The following is an 18,997-nucleotide window of genomic DNA, read 5'->3' on the forward strand; positions in this document are numbered from 1 at the left end:
GGGCACGGGCATGGGGCGTCGGGCAGCGGAGTGCGAGGGGCGTGCAGGATAGCAGCGGGGCAGGTGCAGGCCGGGCTGGCATGGGCGCTCCGGCGCCCGCGGTTTAGCTTGCGTAGACACGCGCGGCGTGGCGGGCCGTATATCGATGCACGCCCGGGCCGCGCGGCACCGCGGTGCCGCTACCCCAGATGGCGTGCGAGCCATCCTTGCACGAACGCCACCGGCCCGGTCCGCGGTGGTGGCGTCAGCCCGGCGCTGCGCACGAAGCCGGCGGCGGCCTGCGCCAGCGTCTGGTTGGCACGACGCACCGCCTGCTGCGCGGCCGCCTGCTGCTGGCGCAACTGCACCAGGTGCAGCGACGGCCGTCCCGGCGGTGCGAACTTCTGATCGCGGCGCAGCGCATCGGCGGACAGGCGGGTGGCCTGGCTTGCCTGGTGCAGCGCGTCCAGCGCATCCAGCACCTGCAACAGCCAGCGTCCGCTGTCGCTGAATTGCAACGCAGCGGCGTCGTCGTGTGCCGGCACCAGCAGTGGCGGAATCGCCGCGCCGGCGACCACCGCTGCGCTCGGTTGCAGGGCGCGCAGGCGGGCGTGGAACGCGGTCTGCGATGAAGAGGGGGCGGTCGCCATGCCGGGCCTATGCACGAAAGCGCGGACTGTACGCGGTTTGGCGCGTCGCCGCACAGCGGATGGCGTCGCGCAGCTGGAACTGTCGTCGTCGACCGGACGCGTCACGCGGGGCCGCTGCCGCTGCGCACTGCCTGCAGCGCAGCGGCCATGTTCGCCGCGTTGGGCCCGATCGCACCGTCGGTGTTGCTGGCCATCGACGTACGCTGTGCGTGTCGGCGACGCACCTGCCAGGCCCGCGCCGATCGGCGTGGCAGTGGACCCATGCACACAGGCCTGCGGCGGTGCCGCTGCCGGAGGCGTGCATCACCTCGGCGCGGCATGCGTGGAAGCGTGGGCAGGGCCTAATGCGCTTGCGACGCTGCCGCCTCCATCTGGTCGAGATACCGCAGTTCGTGCAGGGCGACAGCATTGCCGGGTTCAAGCTCCAGCGACTGCTGCAGGGCCGCGCGGGCGCCGGCCTTGTCCGGGGTGTCGATCAACAGCGAGCCGATGCCGCGTAGCGCGATCGCGCGGCCTGCCCGCGCCCGCGGCGAGACGTCGGCCAGGGCCAGCGCCTGCCGATAGCTGGCGAGCGCTTCGTCCGTGCGCCCGAGGTTGCGCAACGCATAGCCGCGTTCGGTGTAGGCGGAGAACAGATACGGCCCGAGCGCGATGGCCTGATCAAGCCATGCCAGCGCCTCCGACCACTGCCGTTGTGCGGCGGCGGCAAAGCCACGCATCTGCAGTGCGTTTGCGCAACTGAGGTCGATCCATTCGGTCGGCTGGCCGTCGTCATGGGCGGCCATGTAGGCCTCGTACTCGTGCACGTCGGCGACGCTGATCACGCGCAGGCCGGGCCGTTGCCAGCTGCTGCAATGGGCGATGATCCGGTCCAGCAGGGCGATGTCCGCCGCATCCATGCTGTCCAAGCGTGTCTGCAGCGCGGCGATGTCCTTGCGGTATTCCACGCCGGGGCGGGCGGTCGCCGCCTTGCTCTGCAGGTAGGTGGTGACCGGTTCGGTCAGCGCCTGTGCCGTCGCGCCGTGGCCGGCGCAGGCCAACAGCGCGCACACGATGGCGCACAGCATCCCCTTGTGTCGCATGCATCCCCCTGCATCGAACGGTGATCGAAGATCGGCAGTGCGTGGCCAGGCCGGCTACGCCGTCGCGCAGGTGCGCGCGGCGCAGGGCAGGCCGCGCTCAGTTGTCGGCGGTCGTCTGCGTGGCGGCGTCGCTGCGCTTCTGGGCGAACAGCCACTGCCACATCTTCGGATCGCGGTAGGTGGCATCCCAGGCGTTGTGGTTGCCCTGCGGGTATTCGGTGTAGCGCACGTCGGCGTCGAGGTTCTTGAATGCACGGACGATCTTGCGGTCGTCGTGCGGCAGCACCACGTCGTCCTGGGCGCCGTGGAAGATCCACACCGGCACGTGCCGCAGGCGCTGCGCCAGGGCGCTGTAGGGATCGGCCAGATAGGCCACCGGCGTCACCACCAGGTATTCGCGGTCTTCGTGCGGGGAGAGGATCGCGCCGCAGATCGGTACCAGCGCAGCGAAGCGCTGCGGCTGCTTCAGGGCGATCTCCCAGGTGCCGTAGCCGCCCATCGACATGCCGGTCAGGTAGGTGCGCTGCGGGTCGCCGTTGAACTCGGCGCTGCTGTCGTCCAGCGCCTGCAGCGCCATGGTCGCGTTGGCGCCGTTCCATTCCTCGCCGTCGGGTGCCTGCGGCATCACCACCAGGGCCGGGAAATCGGCCAGGTGGCGGCGCAGGTACGGGCCCAGTCCGGCCGTGGTCTGGTCGCGGCCATCGTCGCCGCGCTCGCCGGAGCCGTGCAGGAACAGCACCACCGGCACCGGGCCCTGGCGATGCGCCGGCGCCGGCACGAACACCTGGTAGCGGTAGACGCGCCCGTCGAGGCTGAGCTGGCGGCTGACGAAGTGGCCGGTGGCCGGGTCGCTGGGCAAGCTGCTGCAGCCGACCATCGACAGGCACAGCAGAAGCAGCAACGAACGCATCGACATGGCCGGCCCTCGGATGGGAAGGCCGCAGTATCGTGGGCGCGACGTCTCCACGACAACCCGGGCAGGGGCGGCGGACATGCGCCAGTCAGCCGGCGGCCAAGGCGCGTGCTGGCGTGGCGTGCCCGTCGCGCACCGGTGGATGCGGCGACGCGCGCTGCTGCCGCTCCGTGCGGCGCGCCGGCGGGAATCGCGCCCGCCGCATGGAGATGCCTTACAGCAGGACCAGGGTGGCCAGGCCGAGGAAGCTGAGGAAGCCCATCACGTCGGTCAGCGTGGTCAGGATCACCCCGCCGGCCAGCGCCGGATCGAAGCCCAGGCGCTTGAGCGTCAGCGGCACCAGCACGCCGCCCAGCGCGGCGGTGAGCAGGTTGATGGTCAGCGCCGAGCCGATCACCAGCGACAGCAGCGGCTGCTTGAACCACAGCAGCACGATCAGGCCCAGGCCGATGCCCAGCGCCAGGCCGTTGATCAGCGCCACCGACAGCTCCTTGCGCAGCAGCACGATCACGTTGGAGGCGCCGATCTGGCCCAGGGCCAGGCCGCGCACCATCAGCGCCAGCACCTGGGTGCCGGCGTTGCCGCCCATGCCGGCCACGATCGGCATCAGCGCGGCCAGCGCCACCAGCTTGGCGATGGTGCCCTCGAACTGGCCGACCACGCTGGAGGCGATGAAGGCGGTGCCGAGGTTGATGGTCAGCCACAGCAGGCGGCGCCGGAACGCGCGCCGCACCGGGCTGAACAGGTCTTCGTCCTCGTCCAGGCCGGCGGCGCTCATCGCCTGGTGCTCGGCCTGGTCGCGGATGATGTCGACCACGTCGTCGATGGTGATGCGGCCGAGCAGGATGTTGTTGTCGTCCACCACCGGCGCGGAGATCCAGTCGTGGTCGGAGAACTGCCGCGCGACCTCGTCGGCGCCTTCACCGACGTCGATGGCCGGCTGCTCGTCGTCGATCAGCCGGTTGATCGGGGTGGAGTCCTCATGGGTGACCAGCGCCGCCAGCGACACCCGCCCCAGGTACTGGTGGCGGCGGCTGACCACGAACAGGTGGTCGGTGTGGTCCGGCAGTTCGCCGCGCAGGCGCAGGTAGCGCAGCACCACGTCGACGTTGACGTCGGCGCGCACGGTGACCACGTCGGGGTTCATCAGGCGGCCGGCGCTGTCCTCGGGATACGACAGCACCTGCTCGAGCCGCTCGCGGTTCTCGCGGTCCATCGACTTGAGCACTTCGTCGATGACCGTGTCCGGCAAGTCCTCGACCAGGTTCGCCAGGTCGTCGATGTCCAGGTCTTCGACCGCGGCGACGATTTCGTCCGGGTCCATGTCCGCGAGCAGGCTCTCGCGCACTTCCTCGCCGACGTGGACCAGTACTTCGCCGTCGTCCTCCGGATCGACCAGCCCCCATACCACCTCGCGCTTGCCCGGCGGCAACGACTCCAGCAGGTTGCCGATCTCGGCCGGCGCCAGCGTATTGACCAGCCGCCGTACCGGGCCCAGGCGCCCGCTGTCCAGCGCATCGGACAGCATGCGCAGCTGCCGCGCGGTCTTGTCGTGGCGGACGGCGTCGGCCATGCGCTGCTCCCTTGGGTGAGGCCGCGCTCCGGAGAAACGCGGTCGGTCAGATGTTCATCCCAACATTATCGCCTGCATGTTGCGGGAAGCACAGTGTTGGTGGAGCCGGGATTGGGAAATGGGGAATCGGGAATCGCAAGTGCAGAGCGAAGCAGCGTCAGTGCGCGGGGAGAAAAGCGACGGGGTAGCAAGCGAAAAACTGCTCTTGGGGAAGCGGGCGAGAGGCAAAGGGCAGGGGGCAGGAACAGGGGAGCAGGGGAATAGGTAGCACCGAGAAGGAAGCAGAGAGCAGTGCAGAAGCCAGGAAAAAGAAGGCAGGAAGCCAGGGAGAGGGATGTCGATCGGAATGACGCATCTACGCCGGCACGCGGGCGACGGCTTTTTTGTGGGAGGGACTTCAGTCCCGACGCGATAAGGGTTCAGGCGTCGGGACTGAAGTCCCTCCCACAAGGCAATGCCGCAACACGCACGGGAACTACCCGATCGCGCAGCCCAGCCAACGCTCGATGCCCTTGCGGTCGCGCGCCTGCAGCAGTTTGGCGCCGCGCTGGCGCAGGGTCTGCAGGTCGGTGTCGCGGATCACCTGGCGTACTTCCAGCATCGTCGCCGGGTGCAGGCTGAACTCGCGCAGCCCCAGCGCCAGCAGCATCGGCGTCAGTGCCGGGTCGCCGGCGATCTCGCCGCACACCGCCACCGGCTTGCCATGGGCCTGGCCGGTGGCGATCACCTGCGCGATCAGTCGCAGCACCGCTGGATGCAGTGGCGAATACAGCGCGGCCACTGCTTCGTTGTTGCGGTCGGCGGCGAGCAGGTACTGCACCAGGTCGTTGGTGCCGATCGACAGGAAGTCGATCGTGTCGATGAAGGTATCCAGGGCCAGCGCTGCGGCCGGCACCTCGATCATCGCGCCGAGTTGCACCTGTTCGGCAATGGCATGACCGTCGCGGCGCAACTGCGCGGCGATGCGCTTGAGATGCCGGCGCATCGCCAGCAGTTCCTCGCGCGTGCTGACCATCGGCACCAGCACCCGCACCGGGCCGTAGGCGGAGGCGCGCAGCAGCGCGCGCAACTGGGTGTCGGAGACCTTGGGCCGGGCCAGCGACAGGCGCACGCCGCGCAGCCCCAGCGCCGGGTTTTCTTCGTTGCTCATGGTCAGGCCGGTGCGATCGGCCTTGTCCGCGCCCAGGTCCAGGGTACGGATGGTCACCGGCCGCCCGCTCATGCCCAGCACCGCGTCGCGGTAGGTGTGGAACTGCTCTTCCTCGTCGGGCAGCGCGTCGCGCTGCAGGAACAGGAATTCGGTGCGGTACAGGCCCAGGCCGTCGGCGCCGAGCGCATGCGCACGGGTGACGTCGTCGCGCGACTCGGCATTGGCCAGCAGGGTGATGTCCACGCCGTCGCGGGTGCGGCTGGGCTTGGAGCGCAGCTTGCCCAGGCTGCGCTGCAGCTTGGCCTGCTCGCGCACGCGGCTGCGGTAGTCGCGCAGGTCGTCCGGGGTCGGGTCGACCAGCACCGCGCCCTGGGTGCCGTCGATGATCAGCACGTCGCCGTCGTTGATCTTCTGCAGCGCGTCGGCGACGCCGACCACCAGCGGCAGGTGCAGGCTGCGCGCCAGGATCGCGCTGTGCGACAACGTGCTACCGGCGCTGGTGACGATGCCGACCACGCCCTGCGCCTGCAGTTGCGCCAGTTCCGACGGGGCCACGTTCTCGCACACCAGGATCTCGCCGGCCAGGCCTTCGCTGTCCGGCTGGCGTTTCTGCAGGAACGCATGGATCCGCCCGATCACATGGTCCAGATCGTCCATGCGGCTCTTGAGGTAGGCGTCTTCCATGTCGTCGAACACGGTCGCCAGGCGGTCGCGCTGCAGGCGCAGCGCGTAGTCGGCGCTGTAGCGGCCGGTGCGGATCAGTTCGTCCAGGCCGTGCAGCAGTTCCGGGTCGTCGAGCAGCAGCGCGTGCAGGTCGAGGAATTCGCCGACCTCCTTGGCCAGGGCGCCGTGCAGGCGCTGGCGCAGGCCGTGCATCTCCTCGCGCGCGGCGTCCACCGCGCGGTGCAGGCGGTCGAGTTCTTCGGGGATCTGCGCGGCGCCGATGCGTTGCTCGGCCACTTCCAGCGCATGCGGCAGGCGCACCCGCGCCCGGCCCAGGGCATTGCCGCGCGAGGCGCCATGGCCGGCGATACGCACGCTCACCGCGCGTGCCCCGTGCGGCGGCACCGCGTCCCTGCCTGCGGCCGCCGGCGGCGCATGCTCAACTGTCCTCGTCGAAGCGCCGCTCGAACAGGTCGACCACGGCCTTGAGTGCCTCGGCTTCGTCGGCGCCGTCCACCCGCACCGTCACCGGCGTGCCCTGTGCGGCGGCCAGCAGCATCACGCCCATGATGCTCTTGGCATTGACCTCGCGGCCCTTGGCCGCCAGCGTGGCGTTGCAGCGGAACGAGGACAGCGTCTGCACCAGCTTGGCGGTGGCGCGGGCGTGCAGGCCGAGGCGGTTGGAGACCAGCAGTTCGCGTTCAAGCATCGTCGATCACCACGCCGTTGCGCGAGCCGGCGGCGGCGGTCGCGGGCAACTGCTCCAGTCCTTGTTCGGGGTAGTTCATGATCCGCAGCAGCATCGGCAGGCTCAACGCCGACACGCGCCGCACCGGCGTGCCCAGGCGCGCCAGCCGTGCGGCGAGGTTGCTCGGGCTGGCGCCGTACAGATCCGTCACCACCAGCACGCCATCGCCGTCGTCCACCCGCCGCAACGCGGCAGATGCGTTCGGTAGCAGCGCGTCGAGGTCGGCGTCGAACGGCACCTCGAAGGCTTCGGTTTTCAGCGGCAATTGCCGCAACAGCCGGGTCGCCACGCTCAGCAGCGCGGCGCCGATCCCAGGGTGGGTGATGAGGAGAATGCCACAGGCCATGGGAGAACGTTAACAGGTCAGGCAGGGCGCAGGGAATGCCTGTGGGGAGCGGAGATTGGGGATTCGGGATTGGGGATTCGCAAGAGCCAGAGCAATGCCGCTTTTGCCAATCCCGAATCCCCGATCCCGAATCCCGGCTTTTCGATCAATCCTGCTCGCGATGGAAGGTCGCCACTTCCGGCCAGCCCTGTTCGCGGGCGTGGCGGGCCAGGTGTTCGGCCAGGTAGACCGAGCGGTGCTTGCCGCCGGTGCAGCCGAAGGCGATGGTCACGTAGCTGCGGGTGTCGTTGCGCAGCCGCGGCAGCCAGGTGTCGAGGAAGTCGATCAGTTGCGCGGTGTAGCGCTGCACGTCCGGTTGCGCGTCCAGGTACTCGCGCACGCCGCTGTCGCGGCCGGTCATCGGCCGCAGTTCCGGGTCCCAGTGCGGATTCGGCAGCACCCGCGCGTCGAACACGAAATCCGCCTCGGCCGGCACCCCGCGCTTGTAGGCGAAGGACTCGAACAGCAGCGACAGGGTGTTCTCGCTGGACAGCGCGAACTCGGTGGTGACCCGCCGGCGCAACTGGTGCACGTTGAGCGTGCTGGTGTCGATCACCGCATCGGCCGCCTCGCGCAGCGGCTCGGTGAGGGCGCGCTCGCGCTCGATCGCTTCCGGCAGCGACAGGCCCTGGCGCGACAGCGGATGGCGCCGGCGGGTGTCGGCGTAGCGCTTGATCAGCGCCTCGTCGTTGGCGTCGAAGAACAGCAGCCGCGCATCCAGGCCGAACTGCGCCACCGCCTCGCGCCAGCGCGAGAGCTGACTCAGGTCGCTGTGGCGGCTGCGCACGTCGATGCCCACCGCCAGTTTGCTGGGGCCGGCATCCTCGCGCACCAGGCTCTTGACGAAGGCCGGCAGCAGTTCCACCGGCAGGTTGTCGACGCAGTAGTAGTCCAGGTCCTCGAAGGTCTTCAGCGCCACCGACTTGCCGGAGCCGGACAGGCCGCTGACGATGACCAGGGTGGAGGTGGGGGCGCCGTCGGTCATGGGCTGCGCCGCTCCAGCAGGTTGCTGTGGCGGGCGATGAACATCGCCGCCGGATCGATGCCCTTGGTGCGCAGGATGTGCAGGCGCGTGGCGGCCTCGGTCAGCACCGCCAGGTTGCGGCCGGGCATCACCGGCAGGGTGATCAGCGGCACGTCCAGGTCCAGCACGTGGCGGGTCCCGGAATCGCCGGTGAGGCGCTCGTAGCCATGGGGCGTGGGCTCGGTCATGGGCCGGGTCAGGTGCACGATGAGCCGAAGGTACTTGTTCTTCTTTACAGCCGTGTCGCCGAACATCTCGCGCACGTTGAGCACGCCGAGCCCGCGCACTTCCAGCAGGTCCTGCAGCAGTTCCGGGCAGGTGCCGTCGAGCACGTCGGGGGCGATCTGGGTGAATTCGGGGGCGTCGTCGGCGACCAGGCGGTGGCCGCGGCTGAGCAGTTCCAGCGCCAGTTCGCTCTTGCCCGAACCCGCCTCGCCGGTGATCAGCACGCCGATCGAGTAGATCTCCATGAACACGCCATGCAGGATCACCCGCGGCGCCAGCGTGCGTGCCAGGTGGTAGGACAGGTGATTGAGCAGTTCGTGGCCGCGCTTGGGCGAGACCCACAGCGGCGTGTCGGATTCGTCGGCGGCCGCGCGCAGGTCTTCCGGGCACGACTGGTTCTTGGTGACCACCAGCGCCAGCGGCCGCACCTGCACGATCTTCTCGATGGTCTCCCAGCGCTGGCGCGCGTCCAGCGAGTCCAGCCAGGCCAGTTCCTCGGTGCCGAGGATCTGCACCTTGTTGGGGTAGATGGTGTTGAGATAGCCGGCCAGCGACGGGCGCCGCGAGACCGCATTGCCGGCCTCCAGCACCCGGTGTTCGCCCTTGTGCCCGGCGATCCAGCGCAGGCCCAGGCGGTCGCGCTGCTGGTCGAACAGCTCGCGTGCGTCGATGCTGGTGTTCATGCGGCGGCCCGTGGCGCGCCGCCGAGCAGCGCATACAGTGCGGCGGCGTCCGGCGCATTGCGCAGGGCGTCGCGGAATTCCTCGATGGAGAACTGCTCGGCCAGTTCGGACAGCAGCATCAGGTGTTGGTGGGTGTAGTGCGCCGGGACGGCCATGGCGAAGATCAGGTCGACCAGGGTGCCCTGGCCGTCGAAATCGATCGGCTGTTGCAGGCGCAGCAGCGCGCCACGTGGGGCGTCCAGGCCCGGCGCGCGGCCGTGCGGGATGGCGATGCCGTGGCCGATGGCGGTGCTGCCGAGCTGCTCGCGCTCTCGCAGGCTGGCGAAGAGTTCATCGGCGCCGGCCTGCTGGCAGGCCAGCAGACCGGCAGCGGTGTGCAGCAGGGTGTCGCGATCGGCGGCCGGAAGCACCTGGGTGCTGACGGCCGCCATCAGATCGGTCAAGGGCATGGCGGCGCAACGTGGGGAGGATCACGCGAGATTGTCGCGCACCTCGGCCGCATGGTGGTCGTGCTTCTTTTCCTTGTGCTTGATGATCAGCCGGTCCAGCTTGTCGGCGAGCAGGTCGATCGCCGCGTACATGGTCTGCGCGCTGGCGTCGGCGTGCAGGGTGCGGCCGGGGACGTTGACGGTGGCCTCGACGTGGTGGTCGGGCTTGCGCAGCGCCAGCTGGGCGCGGACCTCGATGGTTTCCTCGTAGTGTCGCTTCAGCCGTTGCAGCTTGGTCTCCACATACTCGCGCAGGGCGGGGGTGACTTCGATCTGCTGGCCGTAGGTCTCGATACGCATCGGATACTCCTTGGTTCGGGTTTCACACCTATGAACCATCGCCGCCGCTAGCCGATTCGAACGCGTTCGTGGGAGGCGGAAATGTTCATGGCCTCACGATACTTCGCTACGGTGCGGCGCGCTACAGGCACGCCGGCACTTTTCAGCAGGTCGGCCAGCTTGGCGTCAGAAAGCGGCTTGCGCGGATTTTCCGCCTCGATCAGCCGCCGGATCATCGCCTGGATCGCCGTGCTGGACGCCTCGCCGCCGCTGTCGGTGTCGATGCCCGAGGCGAAGAAGGCGCGCAGCGGGATAGTGCCGCGCGGGGTGCGCACGTACTTGCGGGCGATGGCGCGCGAGATGGTGCTCTCGTGCAGGCCCAGTTCGCCGGCGATCTCGCGCAGGGTCAGCGGCCGCAGCGCCTGTTCGCCGAACTCCAGGAAGCCGGCCTGCTGCTTGAGCAGGCACCGGGTCACCTTGAGCAGGGTCTCGCCGCGCGCCTCCAGGCTCTTCAGCAGCCAGCGCGCTTCCTGCAGTTGCCCGCGCAGATAGCCGGCGTCGCTTTCGCCGCACTGGCGGATCAGCCGCTCGTAGCCGCGGTGGATGGTGACCTTGGGCTGGGCGTGCGCGGACAGCGCCGCATGCCAGACCCCGCGCTGGCGCCAGACCACGCAGTCCGGTACCACGTAGGTGTCGCTGCCCAGCTCGCCGATCTGCTTGCCCGGGCGCGGGTCCAGCGAGCGCAGCAGCGCGACCGCGGTGTCGACCTCCGCCGCCGGACGCTTGAGTTCGTGGGCCAGCCCGGCCACGCCGCTGCGCGGCAGCCGCTCCAGCGGACCGTTGGCGATGGTGCGGGCCAGGGCCAGGCCCGGCGTGTCCTCGGGCAGGGTGTCCAATTGCAGGGTCAGGCATTCGCCCAGGCTGCGCGCGGCGATGCCGGCCGGGTCGAAGCGCTGGATCTGGTGCAGCACGGTGAGGATCTCGTCCTCCTCGGCGGCGATGTCCGGGCGCAGCGTCTCGGCGATCGCGGCCAGCGGCTCGCGCAGATAGCCGTCGTCGTCCAAGGCGTCGATCAGCGCCGCGCCGATGCTGCGGTCGCGCGCCGACAGCGGCGACAGGTGCAACTGCCACAGCAGGTGATCGATCAGGGTATCCGGCTCGGCCACGCGCTCGGCCGCGCTGCCCAGGTCGTCGTCGTCGAACGACCCGCCGCTGCCGCCGGCCCAGGCCGGCTCGGCGTCGGCCCAGTCGGCGCCGTCGGCGTTCTGCGTGGCTTCGCCGCGGTCGCCATCGCCGTCGCTACGTGTCTCGCCCGCCGCGTGGTCGCGGTCAAGGCCGTGGTCGGCGCCTTCGCTGCGTTCGAACGCCGGTGCGGCGTCCTCGGACCATTCCAGCAGCGGATTGCTCTCCACCGCCTCGGCGATCTCCACCTCCAGTTCGGCGCTGGACATCTGCAACAGCTTGATCGCCTGCCGCAACTGCGGCGTCATGACCAGGTGCTGTCCCAGCGATGTCTGCAGCCGTGCTTTCATCCTTCGTGTGTACTCAGCAGTGAAGCGGTTCTGAATCTTAGCGTTGTCTCGGAGAAGTTACGTGCGCTCGGCGGTAGGGTACTGCTGTAACGGTGTTTGACATTTGTGTTGACGTTGAATTGATTGGTGTGATATGTATCACGAGCGTCAGCTTTGCAATGGAGCTTTCGCGGATAACCAATAGGCTAGTACAAAAAGGAGTTTGTTATCATGGCCGTGCCAGCTTTTGTTAAGAAATTCACTGGCGTGTTATTGCTTGCGGTCACAGCGGCCGCATTCGCAGATTCGGTTGCTATTAATGGGGTCAACTACAGCTGTACTAATAGCTGTGTCGTTACTATTAGTGGTGGAAGTTTTCAAGTCGCTGATTGTTGCGGCGGCCAAGTCACTATGAGATTTAGTACTCCCGGCACTCCCAAGCCCGGAAATTGATATAACGGTAATTGCGCTTCCGAATGAGGTGTCAATACAAATGTTCTAATTGGGGGTGCGATGAAAAAGGTGCTTGTTATTTTCTGTTCCATCGCACTTCTTTTTGTGGTGGGTTTCTATTTTTTTGGGTCCTCTCGCATCGGAAAGATGGTTGGTAGAGCTGGAGACGGGGGTGTTGCGCTGCCCGCTGATAAGGACAAGGTGGCGGAAAGTAATTCCGCTAGATCGGTGGCTAACGCCTCTGGTGACTCTTTAGTCAAGGGCGATGTGCTTGCTGATGCTGATGGTGCGAATAAGGTGAGTGGAGCCGAAGCTCCGATTGGGGAGAGTTCTTTACTCTCTGGCGATGCTCTGTCTTTAAGCAAGGCCAAGAAGCTTCTCGATAGAGATAATTTTCCGGCTCTGCTTCGTGGTTTCGCGGGTAAGTATGCCGGCGATCCGGAGGCTCAGGAGTTAAAGAAAATTTATCTATCTGCGATGAAAGAGAAGCTTGCAGCGCGCAATGACGTCAGTGGTATCGATTTTGAGTGTGGCACATCTGTCTGCGTTGGTAAGGTAAATATGTCTGGAAATAAAGACGATGAGGGTCTTGTTTCTGGGATTTTTGGCCCTCCTACTCCGGCTTATGGTTTGCTGGAAACGTCTGAGGTCGTTGGAGGGGTGGTGGAAAAAAGGTTTGTTTTTTCCACCGACCCTAAGGTCAATGCAATATCCTCAAACTAAAATCACAGCTTGAATGTTTCGCCGAGGTAAACTCGTCTTACCTCTGAATTTGCAAGAAGCATTTCCGGGGAGCCCTGCGCCAACACGCTGCCCTCGTTGAGGATATACGCCCGGTCGCAGATTCCCAAGGTTTCGCGCACGTTGTGGTCGGTGATGAGCACGCCGATGCCGCGCTGCTTGAGGTGGGTGACGATGCGCTGGATTTCGCCGACCGAGATCGGGTCGACGCCGGCGAAGGGCTCGTCGAGCAGCATCAGCCGCGGCTTGGCGGCCAGCGCGCGGGCGATCTCGCAGCGACGGCGCTCGCCGCCGGAGAGGCTGGCGCCGAGCTGGTCGGCGACGTGGCTGATCTGCAGTTCGTCCAGCAGCGCCACCAGTTCGCGTTCCTGTCCGGCGGCATCCAGGTCCTCGCGCAGCTCCAGCACCAGGCGGATGTTGTCGGCGACGCTGAGCTTGCGGAATACCGACGGTTCCTGCGGCAGGTAGCCGACGCCGAGCTTGGCGCGCTTGTACATCGGCAGCGCGGTGATGTCGTTGCCGTCGAGCACGATACGCCCGGCATCGGCGTCGACCAGGCCGACGATCATGTAGAAGCAGGTGGTCTTGCCGGCACCGTTGGGGCCGAGCAGGCCGACCACTTCGCCGGCCTCCAGGGTCAGCGCAAAATCACGCACCACTTCGCGCTGCTTGTAGCGCTTGCGCAGGCCTTCGGCGAGCAGCATCACTGGCCTCCTTGTTTCGCAGGCTTGGCCGGCTTGGCTGGCGTCGCGGCCGGTTTGGCGGCAGGCTTCGCGCCGTTCGCAGGCGTGCCGGCCGGAGCAGCGCCAGCGTTCTTCGGTTGGATCACCGTGTGCACGCGGGTGCCGTCGCCGCCGCCCTGCATGTCGCCGGTCTTGGTGTTGTAGACCATGCGCTGGCCGGCGTTGGTGCCCTTGGGCGAGGTCATGCGGTAGTTTCCGGTGAGGATCACCGTGTCGGTGGGCACCTTGTAGTCGATGTTGTCGGCGACCGCGTCCATCGGCGAGCCATCGTCCAGTTCCTGCTTCAGGGTGGCCTGCTTGCCGGTCAGCACGACGCGATCGATGTCGCCGTTCTTGCGGAACAGGTCGGCGGTATCGGCATGGATCTCCAGCGTGCCCTGGATGATGACGACATTGCCGAAGAAACGGACCTTGCCGTCGTCGGCCATCATGTTGCCGTCCTGCGCGTCGGACTTGATATCCATCGGCTGGTTGCGGTCGGTCGACTTGGCCAGCGCCAGGGTCGGCAGCAGCAGGGCGAGCAGGGCGAGCTTAGCGGGCAGCATTTGGTTCATAACGGGACTTGACCTGTGAAAGGAGCTTGTACTGCCGGGATTTCAAGTCGACCTGGAAGCCGACGCCGGTCTGCATCATACCGGGCCGGGTCATGGTGACCGGGTCGGCGGTGCGTGCGCTGTTGGTCTGCGGGAAGACGTCCAGGCTCTGGGTGCGGAAGGTGGTGGGCGGGATGCTGGGCACCTTGGGGCTGTCGCCGGCGACGTCGTCGCGCAGGCGCAGTTCGTCGCCGTTGGCGCTGACCCAGCCGGTCTTGCTGCGCATTTCCCAGTGCTGGCCGTTGGCGTCGGGCAGCAGGAACAGCGGAGTCACGATCGACATGGTCTGGTCGGTGCGGCTGCGTTCCATCTGCGGCGCGCGCAGGGTCATCGCTTCCTTGCCCTGCTTGTCCAGGCTGACGATCTCGAAGTCGCGGGCGATGTAGTCCACGCTGGCTTCGTCGGACGGATTGCGGCTGGGCTTGCTGCGCTGGTTCCAGGCCGACCAGCCGCTGATCAGGGCGCCGACCAGCAGCAGGCCGCCGAGAGTGGTACGCCAGTTCATGCGCCATGCTCCTGCAGCAGGGACGGGACGTGGCCTTGCGCCGCCAGCAGCACGTCGCACAGTTCGCGGGCGGCGCCTTCGCCGCCGCGGGCGCGGGTGGTCCAGTGCACGTGTTCGGCGGTCCAGGGATGGGCGTTGGCCGGTGCCACCGCCAGGCCGACCACGCGCAGCGGCGCCAGGTCGGGCAGGTCGTCGCCCATGAAGCAGACCTGCTCCAGGCCGATGCCGCGCTCGTCGCACAGCGCCTGCACCCCGGCGCGCTTGTCCTTGACCCCGATCTGCACCAGCAGGCCCAGTTCCTGGCCGCGCTTCTCCGCGGCCAGGCTGGGCCGCGCGGTGATCAGCGCCACGTCGATGCCGTGCCGGCGCAACTGCACCAGGCCTTGGCCGTCGAGCACGTTGAAGGCTTTGCTCTCGTTGCCGTCGCGGTCGTAATACAGGCGGCCGTCGGTCAGCGTGCCGTCGACGTCGAAGCACGCCAGGCGGATCCGGGCGGCGCGGTCGATCAGGTCGGCGGGAAGGTCGGCCAGCGGGGAATAGGGCATGCTCGGGATATCGGGGCGGGGAGGCCGGCTTTCCAGCGGCCAGGGCCAGCGGCGTGGGGCACCGCGGGCAGTGAACGGGTTCAGCCTGTTAAACCACTCTGGCGCGCAACAGGTCGTGAATGTTGAGCGCGCCGACCGCGCGGCCGGCCGTGTCGACCACGATCAGGCCATTGATGTGGTGGGTTTCCATCAACCGTGCGGCCTCGGCGGCGAGCTGGTCGGCGCCGATGGTGCGCGGCTGCCGGGTCATCACCTCGGCGATGCGGGTCTGGCGCACGTCCAGCGCGCTGTCCAGGGCGCGGCGCAGGTCCCCGTCGGTGAACAGCCCGAGCAGGCGGTCGTCGGCGTCCACCACCGCGGTCATGCCCAGGCGCTTGCGGCTCATCTCCACCAGCGCCTCGCTGAGGCTGGCGTCCTCGCGGACCTTGGGCAGTTCGTTGCCGCGATGCATGACGTCGGTGATGTGCAGCAGCAGGCGGCGGCCGAGGCTGCCGGCCGGGTGCGAGCGGGCGAAGTCGTCGGCGGTGAAGCCGCGCGCGTCCAGCAGCGCCACCGCCAGCGCATCGCCCAGCGCCAGCGAGGCGGTGGTGCTGGAGGTCGGCGCCAGGTCCAGCGGGCAGGCCTCGGCCGGCACGCTGACGTCCAGGTGCAGGTCGGCCTCGCGCGCCAGCGTGGATTGCGCGCGCCCGGTCATCGCGATCACCGCGTTGCCCTGGCGCTTGAGCACCGGCAGCAGCATCAGGATCTCGTCGGACTCGCCGGAGTAGGACAGCGCCAGGACCACATCGGCGTCGGTGATCATGCCCAGGTCGCCATGCCCGGCCTCGCCAGGGTGCACGAAGAACGCCGGGGTGCCGGTGGAGGCGAGGGTGGCGGCGATCTTGCGCGCCACATGGCCGGACTTGCCCATGCCGGTGGCGACCACGCGCCCGCGCGAACCCAGGATCAGCCGGCAGGCGGCCGCGAACTCGGCGCCGATGCGCGCGCCGACCGCCGCCAGCGCGGCCTGCTCGATCTCGACCACGCGACGGCCGCTGGCGACCAGGCCGGCGTCGTCGGGCGTCGTGGGAGACAGGGGCGATACATCCATGCGGGTGCCGGTCGGAGGGTAGAATGGCCGATCATTTTATTAGGAAAGCCCGGTGGACGCCGAAACCATCCGTAAACTCATCGAGGCCGGCCTGCCGGACGCGCAGGTGCAGGTGCAGGGCGACGACGGCGTGCACTTCGAGGCCACCGTGGTCAGCGCCGCCTTCGCCGGCAAGCTGCCGCTGGCCCGCCACCGTATGGTCTACGCCACCCTGGGCGAGCTGATGGGCGGGGCGATCCACGCGCTGGCCCTGACCACCCTGACCCCCGAGCAGGCCGGGCGCGCCGCCGGCTGAGCCGCCGCGCGCCCGTTTCTCCCCTTTCAATTCCCCCACGAGACCCATGGCCAAAATCGTAGTGACCGGCGGCAACGCGCTGCACGGTGAAGTGAACATTTCCGGCGCCAAGAACGCCGTGCTGCCGATCCTCTGCGCAACCCTGCTGGCCGATGCGCCGGTGGAGATCACCAACGTGCCGCAGCTGCACGACGTGATCACCACGGTGAAGCTGCTCGGCGAGCTGGGCGCGGAAGTCACCATCGACGAAGGCACGCTGTCGCGCGGCAGCGCGATCACCGTCGACCCGCGCAAGGTCCACCAGCACGTCGCCCCGTACGAGCTGGTGCGCACCATGCGCGCCTCGATCCTGGTGCTGGGCCCGCTGCTGGCCAAGTTCGGTGCGGCCGAAGTGTCGCTGCCGGGCGGTTGCGCGATCGGCTCGCGGCCGGTCGACCAGCACATCAAGGGCCTGCAGGCGCTGGGCGCGGAGATCAGCGTCGAGAACGGCTACATCAAGGCCAGCAGCAACGGCCGGCTCAAGGGCGGCCGCTACGTGTTCGACATGGTCAGTGTCACCGGCACCGAGAACGTGCTGATGGCCGCGGCCCTGGCCGAGGGCACCACCGTGCTGGAGAACGCGGCAATGGAGCCGGAGGTCAGCGACCTGGCCGACTGCCTGATCGCGCTCGGCGCGAAGATCGAAGGCGCCGGCACCTCGCGCATCGTCGTGCACGGCGTGGAGCGCCTGTCCGGCGGCCGCCACGCGGTGCTGCCGGACCGCATCGAGACCGGCACCTTCCTGGTCGCCGCGGCGATGACCGGCGGCAGCGTGACCGTGCGCCGCGCGCGCGCCGACACCCTCGACGCGGTGCTGGACAAGCTCACCGAGGCCGGCGCCAGTATCGAGACCGGCGAGGACTGGATCCGCCTGGACATGCACGGCAAGCGCCCGCGCGCGGTCAGCCTGACCACCGCGCCGTATCCGGCGTTCCCCACCGACATGCAGGCGCAGTTCATGGCCCTCAACTGCGTGGCCGACGGCGTCGGCGTGATCAACGAAACGATCTTCGAGAACCGTTTCATGCACGTCAACGAACTGCTGCGCCTGGGCGCGGACATCCAGATCGAAGGCCACACCGCGATCGTGCGCGGCGCCGAGCGGCTCAGCGGCGCGCCGGTGATGGCCACCGACCTGCGCGCCTCGGCCTCGCTGATCCTGGCCGGCCTGGTCGCCGACGGCGACACCACCATCGACCGCATCTACCACCTGGACCGGGGGTACGAGAACATCGAGGAGAAGCTGGGGGCGCTGGGCGCGTCCATCCGGCGCGTCGCATGATCCTCAGCGGCCGCTTCAGCCGCCGGCGCAAGGTGTTGCTGGCGATCGTGGCGGTGCTGCTGGCCTGGGTCGGCTATGCCTGGTACACCGGCATCGCCATCACCCAGGGCATCGAGGAGCGCGACATGGACTGGAACGGCGATGGCCAGGTCACCCGCGACGAGATCTGGCAGTCGTTCTACGCGGTCGGCGTCAGCCGCACCCAGACCGGCCCGCGCGAATGCAGCACGTTCTACTGGCGCAGCAGCGGCGCCCAGATCCGCGTGGATTGCCGCACCACCTTCAAGGCCGCCCCGGCGGAGAAGAAGTAACGGCGTGGGGCAGGGCGCTGACTGGGCGGCGCCCGCGTGAGGAGTGCTGTACAGAAAGGCCCGTCTGTCGTCACGGTCCATGTGCCGTGGATAGGAGTCAACGCGCGCCGCTTGAGGGTCTGCTGCAAGTCGCCAACTGGTTTCCGCAAGACGATTCGCATCCGCGCGTCGGGGCTGAAGCTCCTCCCACATGGGAAGCACCACGGGCAGGGAGTTGCTGTTGCGATTCCCCAATCCCAGCCCTCACACGGGAACGATCACGCACGGGGAACCGCTTTCACGATTCCCCACTCCCGATTCCCAATTCCCGCGGCGAAGCCGCTTTCACGATTCCCCAATCCCCATTCCCCAATCCCGGCTTCTCAGCGCAACGCCTTGATCGTCAGGTCCAGCGCGTCCTGGCCGTTCTCGCGCTGCAGGATGCGCACCGGCACCGGCATGTCCGGCACGATCCAGGCGATGATTTCCTTGGAGCCGTCGGTGCGGCTGACCTTGGTCGCCTGCTCGGTCTTGCCGTTGACGGTGACCGCTTCCTTGCCGGCGACGCGGTAGGTCATCGGCTTGGCGCGGCCCTCGTCGACCATGCGGTAGCTCGGGGTCTTGCCGGCGTTGACGTCGCGCGCGATCGCCAGGTTGATCAGCAGCGCGTCCATGTCGCCCGGCTGCAGCTTCACCGGGCCGCGGCGGTCGGCCTTGAGGTCGCCGCCCCAGGTCGCCTGGCCGGTGCTCCAGTCGTAGTTGGCGGTCACCGCCTTCTTCTTGATCAGGAACACCGAGCGGTCGTCGCTGCTGAGCGGACGCAGCTGCCCGCCCTTTTCCTCGAACACGGTGCTCTGGCTGAGGTCGGCGACCTGGTTCTTGATCGCCAGGCTGTAGCGCCAGCGGTCGGCGCCTTGCTTGGCCAGGGTCATCACGCCGTTGGCCTGCATGCCCATGTAGCTGGCCTGGTAGTCCGCGGTGAACGGCTCCAGGGCCAGGGCGGGCAGGCTCGCCGTGGCCAGCAGGGCGGCGGCGAGGGCGGTCAGCGGGCGGGCGATGCGGGTCATG

General features: G+C 68.1%; 22 protein-coding genes. 4 read left to right on the plus strand and 18 right to left on the minus strand.

Annotation, left to right across the window (positions count from 1 at the left end; genetic code table 11):
- Positions 1 to 179: 179 nt before the first annotated feature.
- The 12 genes from RAB70_RS10315 to RAB70_RS10370 form a co-directional block, all read right to left on the minus strand.
- A complete protein-coding gene (locus tag RAB70_RS10315) occupies positions 180 to 629 on the minus strand; it encodes a hypothetical protein (protein WP_017915551.1) in 450 nt (149 codons plus the stop codon).
- A 341-nt stretch (positions 630 to 970) separates the two neighbouring features.
- The gene (locus tag RAB70_RS10320) at positions 971 to 1,711 is read right to left on the minus strand and encodes a tetratricopeptide repeat protein (RefSeq protein WP_225851535.1); all 741 of its coding nucleotides are present in this window, start codon (positions 1,709 to 1,711) and stop codon (positions 971 to 973) included.
- Between the two features lie 97 nt (positions 1,712 to 1,808).
- Positions 1,809 to 2,627, minus strand: coding sequence for a prolyl oligopeptidase family serine peptidase (locus RAB70_RS10325; RefSeq protein WP_017915553.1), 819 nt, complete (start codon positions 2,625 to 2,627; stop codon positions 1,809 to 1,811).
- Positions 2,628 to 2,838: 211 nt separating this feature from the next.
- On the minus strand, positions 2,839 to 4,197 hold the full coding sequence (gene mgtE / locus RAB70_RS10330) for a magnesium transporter (RefSeq protein WP_010344112.1): 1,359 nt from the start codon (positions 4,195 to 4,197) through the stop codon (positions 2,839 to 2,841).
- 475 nt (positions 4,198 to 4,672) lie between these two features.
- Positions 4,673 to 6,391, minus strand: a complete 1,719-nt coding sequence (gene ptsP / locus RAB70_RS10335; RefSeq protein WP_026143486.1) for a phosphoenolpyruvate--protein phosphotransferase — start codon at positions 6,389 to 6,391, stop codon at positions 4,673 to 4,675.
- A 58-nt stretch (positions 6,392 to 6,449) separates the two neighbouring features.
- Complete coding sequence (locus RAB70_RS10340; RefSeq protein ID WP_010344110.1) at positions 6,450 to 6,719, minus strand: HPr family phosphocarrier protein; 270 nt, start codon at positions 6,717 to 6,719, stop codon at positions 6,450 to 6,452.
- Positions 6,712 to 7,104: a PTS sugar transporter subunit IIA gene (locus tag RAB70_RS10345; protein WP_017910659.1), complete on the minus strand. Its 393-nt coding sequence runs from the start codon at positions 7,102 to 7,104 to the stop codon at positions 6,712 to 6,714. Before RAB70_RS10345 ends, RAB70_RS10340 begins: the two co-directional genes overlap by 8 nt.
- Before the next feature lie 145 nt (positions 7,105 to 7,249).
- Positions 7,250 to 8,128, minus strand: a complete 879-nt coding sequence (gene rapZ, locus RAB70_RS10350) for an RNase adapter RapZ (RefSeq protein ID WP_148827753.1) — start codon at positions 8,126 to 8,128, stop codon at positions 7,250 to 7,252.
- Entirely contained in the window at positions 8,125 to 9,075 is a 951-nt protein-coding gene (hprK, locus tag RAB70_RS10355; protein ID WP_017910661.1) for an HPr(Ser) kinase/phosphatase, read from the minus strand. Before hprK ends, rapZ begins: the two co-directional genes overlap by 4 nt.
- Complete coding sequence (locus RAB70_RS10360) at positions 9,072 to 9,524, minus strand: PTS sugar transporter subunit IIA (RefSeq protein ID WP_148827754.1); 453 nt, start codon at positions 9,522 to 9,524, stop codon at positions 9,072 to 9,074. The genes hprK and RAB70_RS10360 overlap by 4 nt, the downstream gene beginning before the upstream one ends.
- Positions 9,525 to 9,545: 21 nt before the next feature.
- On the minus strand, positions 9,546 to 9,863 hold the full coding sequence (hpf, locus tag RAB70_RS10365) for a ribosome hibernation-promoting factor, HPF/YfiA family (RefSeq protein WP_010344105.1): 318 nt from the start codon (positions 9,861 to 9,863) through the stop codon (positions 9,546 to 9,548).
- Positions 9,864 to 9,910: 47 nt separating this feature from the next.
- Positions 9,911 to 11,374, minus strand: coding sequence for an RNA polymerase factor sigma-54 (locus RAB70_RS10370; RefSeq protein WP_148827755.1), 1,464 nt, complete (start codon positions 11,372 to 11,374; stop codon positions 9,911 to 9,913).
- Between the two features lie 492 nt (positions 11,375 to 11,866).
- Here RAB70_RS10370 and RAB70_RS10375 point away from each other — a divergent pair, with 492 nt between their 5' ends.
- Entirely contained in the window at positions 11,867 to 12,529 is a 663-nt protein-coding gene (locus RAB70_RS10375) for a hypothetical protein (protein WP_148827756.1), read from the plus strand.
- A gap of 2 nt (positions 12,530 to 12,531) precedes the next feature.
- On the opposite strand, the gene lptB is transcribed toward RAB70_RS10375, so the two are convergent.
- From lptB to RAB70_RS10400, 5 genes are all read right to left on the minus strand, one after another.
- Complete coding sequence (gene lptB, locus RAB70_RS10380; protein ID WP_010344103.1) at positions 12,532 to 13,251, minus strand: LPS export ABC transporter ATP-binding protein; 720 nt, start codon at positions 13,249 to 13,251, stop codon at positions 12,532 to 12,534.
- Positions 13,251 to 13,844: a lipopolysaccharide transport periplasmic protein LptA gene (gene lptA / locus RAB70_RS10385; protein ID WP_148827757.1), complete on the minus strand. Its 594-nt coding sequence runs from the start codon at positions 13,842 to 13,844 to the stop codon at positions 13,251 to 13,253. The genes lptB and lptA overlap by 1 nt, the downstream gene beginning before the upstream one ends.
- Positions 13,822 to 14,388, minus strand: a complete 567-nt coding sequence (gene lptC, locus RAB70_RS10390) for an LPS export ABC transporter periplasmic protein LptC (RefSeq protein WP_148827758.1) — start codon at positions 14,386 to 14,388, stop codon at positions 13,822 to 13,824. Before lptC ends, lptA begins: the two co-directional genes overlap by 23 nt.
- Positions 14,385 to 14,933 carry an HAD family hydrolase gene (locus RAB70_RS10395; RefSeq protein ID WP_017910666.1) on the minus strand — a complete coding sequence of 183 codons (549 nt, stop codon included), beginning with the start codon at positions 14,931 to 14,933 and terminating at the stop codon, positions 14,385 to 14,387. Before RAB70_RS10395 ends, lptC begins: the two co-directional genes overlap by 4 nt.
- Positions 14,934 to 15,021: 88 nt before the next feature.
- Positions 15,022 to 16,023, minus strand: a complete 1,002-nt coding sequence (locus RAB70_RS10400) for a KpsF/GutQ family sugar-phosphate isomerase (RefSeq protein WP_148827759.1) — start codon at positions 16,021 to 16,023, stop codon at positions 15,022 to 15,024.
- A 52-nt stretch (positions 16,024 to 16,075) separates the two neighbouring features.
- Between RAB70_RS10400 and RAB70_RS10405 the strand changes: the two genes are divergently transcribed.
- The 3 genes from RAB70_RS10405 to RAB70_RS10415 are packed head-to-tail and all read left to right on the plus strand — an operon-like array spanning position 16,076 to position 17,950.
- Positions 16,076 to 16,318, plus strand: a complete 243-nt coding sequence (locus RAB70_RS10405; protein ID WP_017910668.1) for a BolA family protein — start codon at positions 16,076 to 16,078, stop codon at positions 16,316 to 16,318.
- 46 nt (positions 16,319 to 16,364) lie between these two features.
- On the plus strand, positions 16,365 to 17,639 hold the full coding sequence (murA, locus tag RAB70_RS10410) for a UDP-N-acetylglucosamine 1-carboxyvinyltransferase (protein WP_148827760.1): 1,275 nt from the start codon (positions 16,365 to 16,367) through the stop codon (positions 17,637 to 17,639).
- Entirely contained in the window at positions 17,636 to 17,950 is a 315-nt protein-coding gene (locus tag RAB70_RS10415; RefSeq protein WP_148827761.1) for an EF-hand domain-containing protein, read from the plus strand. The genes murA and RAB70_RS10415 overlap by 4 nt, the downstream gene beginning before the upstream one ends.
- A gap of 362 nt (positions 17,951 to 18,312) precedes the next feature.
- Here the strand turns inward: RAB70_RS10415 and RAB70_RS10420 are convergent, their stop codons facing one another.
- Positions 18,313 to 18,996: a DUF3108 domain-containing protein gene (locus tag RAB70_RS10420; protein WP_017910671.1), complete on the minus strand. Its 684-nt coding sequence runs from the start codon at positions 18,994 to 18,996 to the stop codon at positions 18,313 to 18,315.
- Between the last annotated feature and the right edge of the window lies 1 nt (position 18,997).

The organism is Xanthomonas sontii (genome assembly GCF_040529055.1).
Classification (GTDB): Bacteria; Pseudomonadota; Gammaproteobacteria; order Xanthomonadales; family Xanthomonadaceae; genus Xanthomonas_A; species Xanthomonas_A sontii.

What these genes read in the sequence shown, in the direction of transcription:
- RAB70_RS10315 (WP_017915551.1), bottom strand. Translation starts at nt 629, where the DNA reads ATGGCGACCGCCCCCTCTTCATCGCAGACCGCGTTCCACGCCCGCCTG.
- RAB70_RS10320 (WP_225851535.1), bottom strand. Translation starts at nt 1,711, where the DNA reads ATGCGACACAAGGGGATGCTGTGCGCCATCGTGTGCGCGCTGTTGGCC.
- RAB70_RS10325 (WP_017915553.1), bottom strand. Translation starts at nt 2,627, where the DNA reads ATGTCGATGCGTTCGTTGCTGCTTCTGCTGTGCCTGTCGATGGTCGGC.
- mgtE (WP_010344112.1), bottom strand. Translation starts at nt 4,197, where the DNA reads ATGGCCGACGCCGTCCGCCACGACAAGACCGCGCGGCAGCTGCGCATG.
- RAB70_RS10340 (WP_010344110.1), bottom strand. Translation starts at nt 6,719, where the DNA reads ATGCTTGAACGCGAACTGCTGGTCTCCAACCGCCTCGGCCTGCACGCC.
- RAB70_RS10345 (WP_017910659.1), bottom strand. Translation starts at nt 7,104, where the DNA reads ATGGCCTGTGGCATTCTCCTCATCACCCACCCTGGGATCGGCGCCGCG.
- rapZ (WP_148827753.1), bottom strand. Translation starts at nt 8,128, where the DNA reads ATGACCGACGGCGCCCCCACCTCCACCCTGGTCATCGTCAGCGGCCTG.
- hprK (WP_017910661.1), bottom strand. Translation starts at nt 9,075, where the DNA reads ATGAACACCAGCATCGACGCACGCGAGCTGTTCGACCAGCAGCGCGAC.
- RAB70_RS10360 (WP_148827754.1), bottom strand. Translation starts at nt 9,524, where the DNA reads ATGCCCTTGACCGATCTGATGGCGGCCGTCAGCACCCAGGTGCTTCCG.
- hpf (WP_010344105.1), bottom strand. Translation starts at nt 9,863, where the DNA reads ATGCGTATCGAGACCTACGGCCAGCAGATCGAAGTCACCCCCGCCCTG.
- RAB70_RS10370 (WP_148827755.1), bottom strand. Translation starts at nt 11,374, where the DNA reads ATGAAAGCACGGCTGCAGACATCGCTGGGACAGCACCTGGTCATGACG.
- RAB70_RS10375 (WP_148827756.1), top strand. Translation starts at nt 11,867, where the DNA reads ATGAAAAAGGTGCTTGTTATTTTCTGTTCCATCGCACTTCTTTTTGTG.
- lptB (WP_010344103.1), bottom strand. Translation starts at nt 13,251, where the DNA reads ATGCTGCTCGCCGAAGGCCTGCGCAAGCGCTACAAGCAGCGCGAAGTG.
- lptA (WP_148827757.1), bottom strand. Translation starts at nt 13,844, where the DNA reads ATGAACCAAATGCTGCCCGCTAAGCTCGCCCTGCTCGCCCTGCTGCTG.
- lptC (WP_148827758.1), bottom strand. Translation starts at nt 14,388, where the DNA reads ATGAACTGGCGTACCACTCTCGGCGGCCTGCTGCTGGTCGGCGCCCTG.
- RAB70_RS10395 (WP_017910666.1), bottom strand. Translation starts at nt 14,933, where the DNA reads ATGCCCTATTCCCCGCTGGCCGACCTTCCCGCCGACCTGATCGACCGC.
- RAB70_RS10400 (WP_148827759.1), bottom strand. Translation starts at nt 16,023, where the DNA reads ATGGATGTATCGCCCCTGTCTCCCACGACGCCCGACGACGCCGGCCTG.
- murA (WP_148827760.1), top strand. Translation starts at nt 16,365, where the DNA reads ATGGCCAAAATCGTAGTGACCGGCGGCAACGCGCTGCACGGTGAAGTG.
- RAB70_RS10415 (WP_148827761.1), top strand. Translation starts at nt 17,636, where the DNA reads ATGATCCTCAGCGGCCGCTTCAGCCGCCGGCGCAAGGTGTTGCTGGCG.
- RAB70_RS10420 (WP_017910671.1), bottom strand. Translation starts at nt 18,996, where the DNA reads ATGACCCGCATCGCCCGCCCGCTGACCGCCCTCGCCGCCGCCCTGCTG.